14 protein-coding genes and 1 tRNA gene are annotated in these 11537 nt (G+C 69.4%); 8 read left to right on the top strand and 7 right to left on the bottom strand.

Features of this window, described 5'->3' with window-relative positions:
* The first annotated feature begins 191 nt into the window (after positions 1–191).
* Together ACFV9G_RS08020 and ACFV9G_RS08015 are read left to right on the top strand one after the other, a co-directional pair.
* The gene (locus ACFV9G_RS08020) at positions 192–842 is read left to right on the top strand and encodes a hypothetical protein (protein WP_378726546.1); all 651 of its coding nucleotides are present in this window, start codon (positions 192–194) and stop codon (positions 840–842) included.
* Positions 839–1798, top strand: coding sequence for an LCP family protein (locus ACFV9G_RS08015; protein ID WP_378726544.1), 960 nt, complete (start codon positions 839–841; stop codon positions 1796–1798). Before ACFV9G_RS08020 ends, ACFV9G_RS08015 begins: the two co-directional genes overlap by 4 nt.
* Here ACFV9G_RS08015 and ACFV9G_RS08010 read toward each other — a convergent pair.
* Positions 1776–2648 carry an alpha/beta fold hydrolase gene (locus ACFV9G_RS08010; protein ID WP_378726542.1) on the bottom strand — a complete coding sequence of 291 codons (873 nt, stop codon included), beginning with the start codon at positions 2646–2648 and terminating at the stop codon, positions 1776–1778. The two genes, ACFV9G_RS08015 and ACFV9G_RS08010, sit on opposite strands and share 23 nt — an antisense overlap.
* Positions 2649–2700: 52 nt before the next feature.
* Here ACFV9G_RS08010 and ACFV9G_RS08005 point away from each other — a divergent pair, with 52 nt between their 5' ends.
* Positions 2701–3477, top strand: a complete 777-nt coding sequence (locus ACFV9G_RS08005) for a lysophospholipid acyltransferase family protein (RefSeq protein ID WP_378726540.1) — start codon at positions 2701–2703, stop codon at positions 3475–3477.
* Here ACFV9G_RS08005 and ACFV9G_RS08000 read toward each other — a convergent pair.
* The 3 genes from ACFV9G_RS08000 to ACFV9G_RS07990 are packed head-to-tail and all read right to left on the bottom strand — an operon-like array spanning position 3474 to position 4798.
* Positions 3474–3752, bottom strand: a complete 279-nt coding sequence (locus ACFV9G_RS08000) for a MazG-like family protein (RefSeq protein ID WP_378726538.1) — start codon at positions 3750–3752, stop codon at positions 3474–3476. The two genes, ACFV9G_RS08005 and ACFV9G_RS08000, sit on opposite strands and share 4 nt — an antisense overlap.
* A gap of 54 nt (positions 3753–3806) precedes the next feature.
* Positions 3807–4154 (bottom strand): VOC family protein, encoded by a 348-nt coding sequence (locus ACFV9G_RS07995; RefSeq protein WP_378726536.1) that lies wholly within the window; start codon positions 4152–4154, stop codon positions 3807–3809.
* A gap of 38 nt (positions 4155–4192) precedes the next feature.
* On the bottom strand, positions 4193–4798 hold the full coding sequence (locus ACFV9G_RS07990; protein WP_378726534.1) for an acetoacetate decarboxylase family protein: 606 nt from the start codon (positions 4796–4798) through the stop codon (positions 4193–4195).
* A 104-nt stretch (positions 4799–4902) separates the two neighbouring features.
* Between ACFV9G_RS07990 and ACFV9G_RS07985 the strand changes: the two genes are divergently transcribed.
* A complete protein-coding gene (locus ACFV9G_RS07985) occupies positions 4903–5109 on the top strand; it encodes a DUF4287 domain-containing protein (protein ID WP_378726532.1) in 207 nt (68 codons plus the stop codon).
* A 13-nt stretch (positions 5110–5122) separates the two neighbouring features.
* Here ACFV9G_RS07985 and ACFV9G_RS07980 read toward each other — a convergent pair whose 3' ends face one another.
* On the bottom strand, positions 5123–5668 hold the full coding sequence (locus ACFV9G_RS07980) for an RNA 2'-phosphotransferase (protein ID WP_378726530.1): 546 nt from the start codon (positions 5666–5668) through the stop codon (positions 5123–5125).
* A gap of 93 nt (positions 5669–5761) precedes the next feature.
* Positions 5762–5834, bottom strand: a tRNA-Arg gene (locus ACFV9G_RS07975).
* 86 nt (positions 5835–5920) lie between these two features.
* Here ACFV9G_RS07975 and argS point away from each other — a divergent pair.
* Complete coding sequence (argS, locus tag ACFV9G_RS07970) at positions 5921–7585, top strand: arginine--tRNA ligase (protein WP_378726528.1); 1665 nt, start codon at positions 5921–5923, stop codon at positions 7583–7585.
* Positions 7582–8970 (top strand): diaminopimelate decarboxylase, encoded by a 1389-nt coding sequence (gene lysA, locus ACFV9G_RS07965; RefSeq protein ID WP_378726526.1) that lies wholly within the window; start codon positions 7582–7584, stop codon positions 8968–8970. Before argS ends, lysA begins: the two co-directional genes overlap by 4 nt.
* Before the next feature lie 129 nt (positions 8971–9099).
* On the opposite strand, the gene ACFV9G_RS07960 is transcribed toward lysA, so the two are convergent.
* The gene (locus ACFV9G_RS07960) at positions 9100–9672 is read right to left on the bottom strand and encodes a hypothetical protein (RefSeq protein ID WP_378726524.1); all 573 of its coding nucleotides are present in this window, start codon (positions 9670–9672) and stop codon (positions 9100–9102) included.
* Between the two features lie 81 nt (positions 9673–9753).
* On the opposite strand from ACFV9G_RS07960, the gene ACFV9G_RS07955 reads away from it, so the two are divergent.
* Together ACFV9G_RS07955 and ACFV9G_RS07950 are read left to right on the top strand one after the other, a co-directional pair.
* A complete protein-coding gene (locus tag ACFV9G_RS07955) occupies positions 9754–10416 on the top strand; it encodes a hypothetical protein (protein ID WP_378726523.1) in 663 nt (220 codons plus the stop codon).
* Positions 10417–10486: 70 nt separating this feature from the next.
* Positions 10487–11434 carry a zinc-binding dehydrogenase gene (locus ACFV9G_RS07950; RefSeq protein ID WP_378726521.1) on the top strand — a complete coding sequence of 316 codons (948 nt, stop codon included), beginning with the start codon at positions 10487–10489 and terminating at the stop codon, positions 11432–11434.
* Positions 11435–11537: the final 103 nt, after the last annotated feature.

Below are 11537 nucleotides of genomic sequence, written 5' to 3'. Positions count from 1 at the left end.
ACTGTAAGAAATGGGTTGCCCACGGGCAAGGCTATCCCCACGAACACGCAAATGCCCGATGCAGGTTCTCCCTGTGGACAGGATGTAATCCGTCCCACATCTTGCGTTACCTACCGGGTGTGCGCGCAACCCGGGTCGGTATGCGTACAGTGGCCCGGTCCCGGAGCAGGTCGATGAGACGGATTCCCCACATGACGAGCAGCAGTACGCGACGCCTTCGGCGCGTCGCAACGGCACTCACGGCGGCGGCCCTGAGCAGCACCTTGGCGCTCACCGGATGCGGCGGCGAGCCCGATAAGCCGGCCGCGTCGCCCTCCCCGTCGCCGACCCCCGCGCCCACGGTGAAGTCGGCCGCGAAGCTCGTCCACGTGCAGGGCAAGTTCCCCAAGAGCAGGCACCAGGCGGTCGCCACCAACGTGGCCAAGGTCGTCGACCGATGGCTGCAGGCTGCGTACGTCGGGGGCGACTACCCGCGTGAGACCTCGACCTTCACCGCGAAGTCCTTCCCGGGGTTCTCGAAGGGCACGATCGCCCAGGCCGGCAAGCAGATGAGCCTGATGAGCAACGCCACGATCGCTCCTCACATCGACGGGGTCGAGGTGGCCGCCAGCGACGTCCACGTCGATCTGCTGGCCAACAACAACTACCCGGTCGGCGCGGTCGCGCGGGTGCGGCTGGTCTACGACACCACGGGTGAGCGCGCGTCGCGCCAGACCGTCCGCGGCACCCTCGACATGGTGCCGACCAAGACCTCCTGGGCCGTCTTCGGCTTCAACATCACCCGCGAGGAGAAGTTGGCCACGCCGTCCGCCTCGCCGAGCCCGTCGGGAGACAAGTCATGAGCCGCATGACGATGTTCGTACGCCGGTCCGTACGCCGCCGCCTCCTGACCACGCTGGCGCTGGGCGTGGTGCTCGCGCTGACCGCGGTCCTCGTGCCCGACGCCGAGGTCGCCGAGCCGCGCGCGGAGCTGATCGCGACCAAGTGGGCCAAGGGTCTCGACGTCGCCAAGTTCACCCGCAAGGGCGGCACGATCTGGGTCCTCGCCGTCGGCTCCGACGCCCGCCCCGGCCAGAAGGTCACCCGCACCCGCGGCGACGCGCTGCACCTGATCGGCTTCAACCCGTCCTCGGGCTACGCCACCGACATCAGCATCCCGCGCGACTCCTACGTCAACATCCCCGGCCACGGGCGCGACAAGATCAACTCGGCGCTGCTCTACGGCGGCCCGAAGCTGATGGGCCGTGCCGTCGGCAACCTGGTCGGCGTGCAGCCGCAGTACGTCTTCGTCACCTCCTTCTCCGGCATGAGCGACATGGTGATCGGGGTCGGCGGCGTCGACGTCGACAACCCGCGTGCCTTCAGCGATCCGTACGTCGCGCCCTACGGCTTCAAGAAGGGTCGGATCCACATCAGCGGTCCGCACTCGGTCGACTTCGCGCGAGCCCGCAAGACGCTGCCCGGCGGTGACTTCGACCGTTCGGCCAACCAGTCCCGGGTCATCCGTGGCATCCACCGCAAGATCGTCGCCCGGCAGTACGACATCGGCTTCAAGGCCAAGGGCGTCTCGCTGGTGATGAAGAAGATGCACACCACCGGCCTCTCCGGCCGCGACCTCTACCAGCTCGCCAACGCGGTCGCCGCGATCAACCCGGGCAAGGTGCGCACCTGCGTCGTTCCCGGTGGGATCGGCAACGCCGGCGCCGCCAGCGTCGTCTTCCCCAACGTCGGGGCAGCCCGGGCGATGGGCAAGGACGCTCGCAACGACGGTCGGCTCAACCGCGGCTGCCGGGGTTGAGCTCGTGGTGCGCGGCGACGAAGTCGCGCACCAGCGGAGCGATCCGCTCGGGATGATCCGCGACCACCCAGTGTGAGCCGGCGACCTTGCGGACCGTCAGGTCCGCGACGTACGGCTGCGGAGCCTCGGTCGCCAGTGCCCGGCTGACGTAGACGTCACCGACCGGGGCGATGACCTGGACCGGGACGGTGACCGGCCGTGGCCGCGGGCGTCTCATTCGAGCGATGGCGTTGGCGCGATAGAGCTCGAGGCCGTTGATCCGGTCGGCCCGGGTGCGGTCGACGGCCGAGCCGCCGACGATCCGGTCGAGGACGCCGGAGCGCCAGGCGAGCTCGGGGAGCAGCGGTGCCTGGAAGAACCCGATGTAGGCGGCCTCGGCGCCCTGCTTGAGGCGCTCGAGGACGCCGCGGGCGGTCCTGCCGGGCGTACGCAGCCAGGCCCCGGTCTGGTCGAGGCTCGGTCCTGAGATCGAGGTGAACGACGCGATCCGCTCGGACGGTACGTTGCCGGCGACCGCCTCCCAGGTCTGGGTCGAGCCCCAGTCGTGGGCCAGCAGGTGCACCGGTGACGACGGGCTGACCGCGTCGATGACGGACTGCAGGTCGGCGTTGAGCCGCTCGATCAGATAGCCCTCGCGCGTCGCCGGCGCCTGCGAGCTGCCGTGGCCGCGTACGTCGTAGGTCACCATCCGCAGCTCGCTGCCGAGGATCCTCACCAGCGGGAGCCAGACGCTGGCGTTGTCGGGGTAGCCGTGGACGCAGACCAGCGTCGGGTGGGTGTCGCCGGGAGACCCGAAGTCGGTGACGGCCAGCCGGAGCCCGTCGGTGGTCGTCACGTAAAGCGTGCTCACACCGGCGAGGCTAGTCGGGCCGCGTTCACACCGACGTGACACGATTCGCCCCATGGACATCAGCTATCCGGTCACGATCGCCGCGGCTCGCACCTGGTTCAAGCTCGGCGACATCAAGATCAACATGACCGGCGCGGAGCACATCCCCGAGTCGGGCGGTGCCCTGCTGGCGGTCAACCACCTCTCCTTCGTCGACTACGTCATGGCCGGGTTCCCCGGGGCCGAGCGCGGCCGGCTGACCCGGTTCATCGCCAAGAAGGAGGTCTTCGACCACCCCGTCGGCGGCCCGGTGATGCGCTCGTTCCACCACATCCCGATCGACCGCAGCTACGGGGCGGCGGGCATGAAGAAGGCCGTCGAATACCTCAAGGACGGTGAGGTCGTCGGGATCTTCCCCGAGGCCACGATCTCCCGCTCGTTCCTGATCAAGGACCTCAAGACCGGCACCGTACGCATCGCCGCCGACGCCGGGGTCCCGCTGATCCCGGTCGTGCTGTGGGGCACCCAGCGGATCATGACCAAGGGTCAGAAGGTCGACCTGTCGCGTCACAAGACGATCGGCATCGAGATCGGCCCGCCGCTGCCGGTGACCGGGGAGGACCCGGCCGCGGAGACCGCGGCGCTCAAGTCGCAGATGGAGGCCATGCTCGACCGGCTGATCAAGGCACACCCCGCCGACGAGCAGCCCTCGGGCTCGTGGTGGCTGCCGAAGGCGTACGGCGGCTCGGCCCCCACGCTCGAGGAGGCCGAGGCGATGTACGCCGAGGAGCGCCGGCTGCGCGCCCAGCGGAAGGCTGCGAAGCGGCAGGCCAACAAGAAGAGGGCCTAGGTGGGGACGCCCGCGTGCTCGACCGCGGTCATCGCGGTGATCGCAACGTCGAGGAGCTCGTCGACGACGTCGTCGTAGCTGTGGGTGTTGCCCAAGAGTGGGTGCGGTCGAGGGTTCTGTCCGGTGGCTCCGATGAGTGCGGAGATGGCCTCGCCGGCCTCTTCGCTCACCTTCGCAACTCTCCCCCAGAGAACGGCCTCCGCGTCGCGATCGCCCTGGGGCTCATCGAGCCACCGGGACAGATACGCGAGCAGAGCCGGCGTAGCGTCGGTCATGCGGTCGGAGTCTAGGGCGGTCCCGGTAATTCGGTCGAGCCTTAGGTTTAAGGACTATCCCGCGGGTTGGTAGACGCCGAGCCGGTTCCCGGACGGGTCGGTGAAGATGAACCGACGCCCGCCGGGGTAGTCGTAGGGCGCCTCGGTGATCGTGCCGCCGGCCTTCTCGACAGCCGCGACCGCGGCCTCGAGGTCGTTCGAGCGGATCAACGGGAGCGGGGCGACGGAAGTCTCGGAGGCGTACATCCCGCCGTCCTCGTCGTTGCCGTCGGGCCCCGCGATCCCGGCGTACATCCCGCCGTAGTCGTTGAAGGACCAGCCGAAAGCGGACTCGTAGAAGGTGCGCGAGCTCGGGAGGTCGGTGACCGCGAGCTCGAGATAGTCGATGTGGAGTGCGTTCATGCCCATCGACGCTACTCGCGACCACCGACACTCAGGACTCAGCCGAAGGCGATCTCGAAACCCTTGCCACGGAAGGAGCCGAGCTTGGTGGCATCGCGGAGGTAGGCGAGCGGGCCGTCGGGGTCGAAGCTCCAGCTCCCGCGCGCGGGCAGGAGCTTGGCGCGGCCTTTCATGGTGAGCCAGGCGGTGTCGGGGTGCTCCTCGATGCCCGGCTGCTCCACGTTGCCCTGCATCGGCAGGCGCGGAGCGATCTGGGTGACATCGTTGAACTTGGCCGTCGCGATCGGACCCTCGTCGTAGCTCGCCTCCCAGGTGTGGGTCGCCACCGGTCCCTTGGTGGACGACCCTCCGCTGAACTTGGCCAGCCCCTTCGGGATCGCCCACAACGTACGGCCGCCGGCCACGGAGTCGGGGGAGTCCACCCAGATGTCGACGACGCTCACCGCCTTCTTCCCGTTGGACGCGGTGATCACCCGGGCCGAGAGGAGCTCGTGGTAGGTCAGCGGGCTCGGCTCGGTGTAGTCGACCAGGGCGACGGCGTAGATGCCCTTCGGGTGCTGCGCGTCGGCGTCGTCGGCGAGCCGGTAGACCGAGAGCCACATCGATCCGTGCATGTTCCAGGGGGCTGGGGGATAGCTGGTCACGTGGGTCTCCCGAATTTCTGTTGTGGTCGTGTCGAAGCGGTCATGCTCGGTTCGACGCGTAGGCAGTGGCGATCGTCGCCACGATGCACCCAAGGAGACCAGAGATGACCGACCAGGTGAAGGGCCCCGCCGCCTACTTCCCGTCCATCGAGAAGAAGTACGGCCGCCCGATCGCGGAGTGGCAGCAGATCATCCGCGAGTGCGGGATCACCAAGCACATGCAGATCGTGGCCCACCTGAAGAGCGAGTACGCCCTCGGGCACGGTCACGCCAACGCCCTCGTCGCCCACACCCTCGCCGAGGGTCTCTGACCCGGCAGGCGCCTCAGAGATCTAGCGCGAGATAGGGCGCGGGCACCGTATCCGTCAGCCAGACGTCGTTGTCGGTGCGCCAGAAGATGAGTCCGGCGGCGTGCATCGCGGCCGCGTCGACCCGGAAGACGACGAAGTCACCGCGGCGGGCGCCGACGCGCTCTGCGGTCTCGCGGTCGGGGGAGAGGTGGACGTGGTGCCGCCGGCGGCGGTCGAGGCCGGTGGCGAGGATCGATTCGATGTTGGCGCGTGGTGTGCCGTGGAAGAGCACCGCCGGCGGATCGGAGGGGGCGAGAGCCAGGTCCACCGCGACGGTGTGTCCCTGCCTCGCCCGGATCCGGTCCAGCGGCGCGTCGATCTCGAAGCGTTGCTTGTCGTTGCCGAGGACGACCCGGTCGATGTCGTCGCGAGTCATCGGGGTGCCGTGGGTGGCGAGCGCGTCCAGGAGGGCGGGCAGGGCCACCCAGCCCTGCGGGTCCAGCTCGATGCCCACGGACCCGGGTCGGTGCCTCAGCACCTGGGAGAGCCGCTTCGAGCGGCGTACATCTGTCTTGTCCATGCTGGCCACAGGATGGCATGTCGACGGCCTCGGCCGCTGCCGGTTATCGACGAGAAATGAAAGAAACCGCTGGTCACCCAGCGGTTTCAACTGTGCCCCCGGCAGGAATCGAACCTGCGGCCTACGGTACCGGAAACCGGCGCTCTATCCCCTGAGCTACGGAGGCGGTGCACCGCCTGAGCAGTGCAGAGGGAACCCTACAGGCTGGGACGGATAACGAGGAAACCGACTCACACTTATACGCTGGACCCCGTGACTCCTGAGCAGCTTTCCACCGCGGTCGTCGATGTCCTCACCGCGCTCGTCGATGAGGGTGCGATCACCCTTCCCGACGGCGTTCCGAGCACTGTCACGGTGGAGCGACCCCGGCAGAAGGGCCACGGCGACTACGCCACCAACGTGGCGCTGCAGCTGGCCAAGAAGGCGGGGATGAACCCGCGCGCGCTGGGGGAGCAGGTCGCCGAGAAGCTGAAGGCGACCGACGGGATCGCGGACGTCGAGATCGCCGGCCCGGGCTTCCTGAACATCTCCGTCGAGGCCGGTGCCCAGGGCAAGCTGGCGGGCGAGATCGTCACCGCTGGGGCTGCGTACGGCAACAACGAGACCTTCACCGGCCACAACATCAACCTGGAGTTCGTCTCAGCGAACCCGACCGGCCCGCTGCACCTCGGTGGTGTCCGCTGGGCCGCGGTCGGGGACGCGCTCGGTCGTGTCCTGGAGGCGTCCGGCGCAGAGGTCACCCGGGAGTACTACTTCAACGACCACGGCGGCCAGATCGACCGCTTCGCGCGGAGCCTGCTCGCCTGGGCCCAGGGCCAGCCGGTCCCGGAGGACGGCTACGGCGGTGCGTACATCGAGGAGATCGCCAAGCAGGTCCTCGCCAAGGAGCCGAACGCGCTCGAGAGCGACGACCCGCAGGAGGTCTTCCGGTCGATCGGCGTGGAGCTGATGTTCGCCGAGATCAAGCAGAGCCTGCACGACTTCAACGTCGACTTCGACGTCTACTTCCACGAGGACAACCTCCACAAGTCCGGGGCCGTGGAGCGCGCCATCGAGAAGCTCCGCGAGCTCGGCAACGTCTATGAGAAGGACGGCGCGATCTGGCTGGCGACCGAGAAGTTCGGTGACGACAAGGACCGCGTCGTCATCAAGGCAGACGGCAACGGGGCCTACTTCTCCGGCGACCTGGCCTACTACCTCGACAAGCGCGAGCGCGGCTTCGACCGGTGCTTCATCATGCTGGGCGCCGACCACCACGGCTACGTCGGCCGGATGATGGCGATGTGCGCCGCCTTCGGCGACACGCCCCACGAGAACCTCGAGATCCTGATCGGCCAGATGGTCAACCTCCTCAGGGACGGCCAGCCGATGCGGATGTCGAAGCGTGCCGGCACCGTGGTCACCATCGACGACATCGTCGAGGCGATCGGCGTGGACGCGGCCCGCTATGCGCTGGCCCGCTACTCCAGCGACTCCAACATCGACATCGACCTGGACCTGTGGGCCAAGGCCGACAGCGCCAACCCGGTCTACTACGTGCAGTACGTCCACGCGCGCACGTGCCGGATGATGGCCAACGCCGCCGACCACGGCATGGCGATCGACCTCGAGACCTTCGACCCGTCGCTGCTCGTCCACGAGCGCGAGGGCGAGCTGCTGCGTGCGCTGGCCGAGCTGCCGCGTGTGGTCGCGACTGCCGCCGAGCTGCGCGAGCCGCACCGCGTCGCCCGCTACCTGGAGGACACCGCCGGGATCTTCCACCGCTGGTACGACGATGACGACTGCCGGATGCTGCCCAAGGGCGACGAGCCGGTGGCGCCCGTCAACCTGGCCCGGCTGGCGCTCGTCTCCGCCGCCCGCACCGTCTTCGCCAACGGCCTCGGTCTGCTCGGTGTCTCCGCCCCGGAGCGGATGTGAGCAGCCACAGCTCCCCGGGCTCGTTCACCGGCACCTCGCCGGTGTGGCTGAAGACCCCGGACGACGTCAACGCCCTCGTGCCCGCGCTGTGGTCGGCGACGGCGGAGAAGGACGCGAGCGGCGTCCTCACCGTCGGTGGCGTCGCGGTGCCCGACCTGGTCGCGAACATCAACACCCCTGCGTACGTCTTGGACGAGGCCGACTTCCGCGAGCGCGCCCGCGCGTTCCGTGACGCCTTCACGGGCTACGACGTCTACTACGCCGGCAAGGCGTTCCTGTGCACCGAGGTGGCGCGCTGGGTGGCGCAGGAGGGGCTCAGCCTCGACGTCTGCTCCAACGGCGAGCTGTCGGTGGCGCTGCGGGCCGAGGTCGACCCCGCACGCATCGGCTACCACGGCAACAACAAGACCCCGATGGAGCTGCGCCGGGCGATCGTCGCGGGCGTCGGACGGATCATCGTCGACTCCTTCCACGAGGTCGAGCGGGTCGCCGAGATCGCCGCCGAGACCGGCATCACCGCCCGGGTGATGGTGCGGGTGACCGCCGGCGTCGAGGCCCACACCCACGAATACATTGCCACCGCCCACGAGGACCAGAAGTTCGGCTTCTCGATCTCGTCGGGCGACGCCTTCGAGGCCGTACGCCGGCTGCTGGACGCTCCGAACGTCGAGATGCGCGGGCTGCACTCCCACATCGGGTCCCAGATCTTCGACTCCTCCGGGTTCGAGGTCGCCGCGCGGCGGGTGCTGGCGCTGCAGGCCCGGATCCGCGACGAGCTCGGCACCGAGCTGCCCGAGATGGACCTCGGCGGTGGCTTCGGCATCGCCTACACCACCCAGGACGACCCCTCGACGCCCAAGGCCCTGGCCGAGGAGCTCACCGCGATCGTCGAGCACGAGTGCCGTGGCTTCGGCCTCGCGGTGCCGCACCTCTCGATCGAGCCGGGCCGCGCGATCGTCGGGCCCTCGATGTGCACCGTCTACACGGTCGGCACCGTCAAGGAGGTCGCCCTCGACGGCGGCGTCACCCGGACCTATGTCAGCGTCGACGGCGGGATGAGCGACAACATCCGCACCGCCCTCTACGACGCCGACTACTCCGCGACCCTCGCCGGCCGGGCCTCGTCCGCCGGGCCGGTGCTCGGCCGGGTCGTCGGCAAGCACTGCGAGGCCGGGGACATCGTGGTCAAGCACGAGTTCCTGCCGGCTGACATCGCCCCCGGCGACCTGATCGCGGTCCCCGGCACCGGTGCCTACGGCCGCTCGATGGCCTCCAACTACAACCACGCCCTGCGGCCTCCGGTCGTCGCGGTCCGCGACGGCGAGTCGCGGGTCATCGTCCGGCGCGAGACCGAGGACGATCTCTTCGCCACGGACCTGGGCTGATCGGCGCGTTCCTTCGTCAAGGCGGTGTCCTGAGCTTGTCGAAGGGTATGCAGACGAAGTCGCACATCCCTCGCGGAGCTCCGCGAGGGATGTGTGCTTTTCCCTGCATACCGTGACGAAGGAGCAGCCTCACGCCCGCAGCGCCCGAAGCACCGCCCGCCCACGCAGCGAGAGGCGGTAGCCGACGGGGAGTGACTCGGTGAGACCGAGCTCCTTGAGCCGGCGGATGTCGGCCTTGAACGGCTTCTTCTCCCGTCCGATCGAGGCCGCGATCGTCTCGGCCAGCTCACCGGGCCGGGCTTCGATGAGCTCCAGGTGCTCGCGCGTCCACGGGCCGCGACGGCTGCGCCGGTCCATGTCGGCCAGCTTCGCGATCAGCGCGGCGGTCTCCTTCTTCCCGGGGCGCTTCGCACGCAGAGCGACACGCTCGTCGTCGCCCCCGAAGCGCATCTCGATGCGATAGACCTCGCCGTCCTTGCGAGACAGAAACGCCAACAGCGAGGCAAGCGTGGTGCCCGCCCGACGGGCATCGTCCTCGGTCAGCGAGCCGGGGGAGACCGGCGCGACGGAGACGAACTCGACCACGCCGATCCGGGTGCGCTGGCGGCCGCCCGCGACGTGCATCGGACGTTTCCAGCGGCGGAAGGCGAGGTCGACCTCGCCGGTGCGGATGCGTTCGAGGTCGGCGTTGGGGAACAGCACGCACCCATCAAACCGCGTGGCATAGGAAATTCGGTTTCGCCTTCCCGAAATCCCGTGGTCCGTGAGCCTACGATGGGGCGCATGCCGAGGGGGGTCTACTCAGAGAGACCGCTCGCGACGCCGTCCCAGGCGCCGCGAGCGTCTGTCGCCCGGCTGACGAAGGAGCGGCGCGACAGCGTGACCCGAGCGGCGCAGACGTTCGGCTGGCCGGTGGTGACCGGCAAGGCCGCCGCGCAGCGGCCGGTGCGGTGGGAGGTGCTCGGGCCGGACGTACGCGCCGAACGCTGTGACTTCGTCGTCGACGGCACGTGCGACGGGATCCTCGTCGAGTACTGGCATGGCAAGGCGTCTCCTGGGAAAGGTCCTTGGCGGCCGGCACGCTGGGTCGTGGTGCGGGTCCCCGCCCACCTGCCGAAGACGGCCGCGATGATCGGCCTCTCGCCGGGCTCCGGCAACGCCGGCACCGGCCGGGTGCCCACGCCGGTCTTCTTCCCGCCGGAGTTCCGTGCCAAGACCAACGTGACCACGCCCGACGGTGCCGTCATCGCCGCCGAGGAGGAGCACGCCCGCTCACTGGCCCGGTTCGCCAGCCACGTCGTCGACGAGCGGCTGTGGGTGGTGGCCCGTGACGACGCGATCACGGTCACCACCGACGTGGAGCCGGATGCGGAGGAGCTGCTCCGTCGCGTACGGCTGGCGCGCGATGTCGCTGTGGTGCTCCGGCCGATCACGGAGCTCGCCTGAGGCCTGAGCTCATCCAGGGCCTGGGGAAACCCCTTGACCTCAAGTGAGCTTGAGCATGTTGACTCGAGACATGCGAGCGATCAGACAGCACGAGTTCGGCGGCCCGGAGGTCCTGCGCCTCGAGGAGGTGCCCGACCCGACACCAGGCCCGGGCCAGGTACGCATCAGGGTGGAGGCCGCGGGCATCCACCGCCTCGACACCTCGATCCGGGCGGCCGACCTACCACCCACGATGCCCCGACCGGAGCTCCCGATGACTCCCGGCCGTGAAGTTGCCGGCGTGGTCGACGCGGTCGGTGAGGGCACCGACGAGGCCTGGCTGGGCGCGAAGGTCGTCGCGCACCTCGGGCCGGGAAGCAGCGGCGGCTACGCCGAGCTCGCGGTCGCCGACGAGACACAGCTCTACCTACGCCCCGACGGGCTCGAGTCGGCCGAGGCCGTGGCCGCGATCGGCACCGGCCGCACCTCGGCCGCGGTGCTCGAAGCCGCCCAGATCACTCCCGACGACGTCGTCGTGGTCACCTCGGCCGCCGGTGGCATGGGCGCGATCCTGCTCCAGAGCATCCGCAACGCGGGCGCTCGCGCGGTCGGCCTCGCGGGGTCCGGCGCCAAGCTCGAGATCGCCCGTGGCTTCGGTGCGCAGACGGCCATCGACTACCGACGCGACGGCTGGCTCGAGACCCTTCGAGAAGAGGAGCCCCGGATCACGGTGCTTCTCGACGGAGTCGGGGGTGACGTACCCAGGCAGGTCTACGCCCTCCTCGAGAACGACGGGCGGATGGTTCGGTTCTCCGGTGACCAGGACGGCTACGAGGGCGCCGCGAAGATCGTCGACATCCTCGGCCCCTGGGTCCAGGGCCGGATCAAGGAGTTCGAGCAGGCCTCGCTCGAGGCCGCCGCGGACGGCACGCGGAAGCCGTACGTCGGCTCCGCCTTCCCCCTGGCCGAAGCCGCGGCGGCCCACGCCGCCCTCGAGAACCGTGAGACGACGGGGAAGGTCGTCCTGGTGACCGGCTGAGCTGGGTTGTGAAGCTGAGAGTGGGGGGTAATGCCCCCGCAACATAACAAACCCCCCCCCCGGGGGGCGGCCCCAGGGGGCGCGGGGGGGCCCGGGGGGGGGC

Source organism: Nocardioides sp. NPDC059952, from assembly GCF_042730435.1.
GTDB lineage: Bacteria > Actinomycetota > Actinomycetes > Propionibacteriales > Nocardioidaceae > Nocardioides.
Note: the sequence above shows the minus strand (reverse complement) of the source record. Positions and strands in the feature narration are given on the sequence as shown.

Coding starts and splice junctions, on each gene's coding strand:
- ACFV9G_RS08020 (WP_378726546.1), top strand. CDS start 192: ATGACGAGCAGCAGTACGCGACGCCTTCGGCGCGTCGCAACGGCACTC.
- ACFV9G_RS08015 (WP_378726544.1), top strand. CDS start 839: ATGAGCCGCATGACGATGTTCGTACGCCGGTCCGTACGCCGCCGCCTC.
- ACFV9G_RS08005 (WP_378726540.1), top strand. CDS start 2,701: ATGGACATCAGCTATCCGGTCACGATCGCCGCGGCTCGCACCTGGTTC.
- ACFV9G_RS08000 (WP_378726538.1), bottom strand. CDS start 3,752: ATGACCGACGCTACGCCGGCTCTGCTCGCGTATCTGTCCCGGTGGCTC.
- ACFV9G_RS07995 (WP_378726536.1), bottom strand. CDS start 4,154: ATGAACGCACTCCACATCGACTATCTCGAGCTCGCGGTCACCGACCTC.
- ACFV9G_RS07985 (WP_378726532.1), top strand. CDS start 4,903: ATGACCGACCAGGTGAAGGGCCCCGCCGCCTACTTCCCGTCCATCGAG.
- ACFV9G_RS07980 (WP_378726530.1), bottom strand. CDS start 5,668: ATGGACAAGACAGATGTACGCCGCTCGAAGCGGCTCTCCCAGGTGCTG.
- ACFV9G_RS07955 (WP_378726523.1), top strand. CDS start 9,754: ATGCCGAGGGGGGTCTACTCAGAGAGACCGCTCGCGACGCCGTCCCAG.
- ACFV9G_RS07950 (WP_378726521.1), top strand. CDS start 10,487: ATGCGAGCGATCAGACAGCACGAGTTCGGCGGCCCGGAGGTCCTGCGC.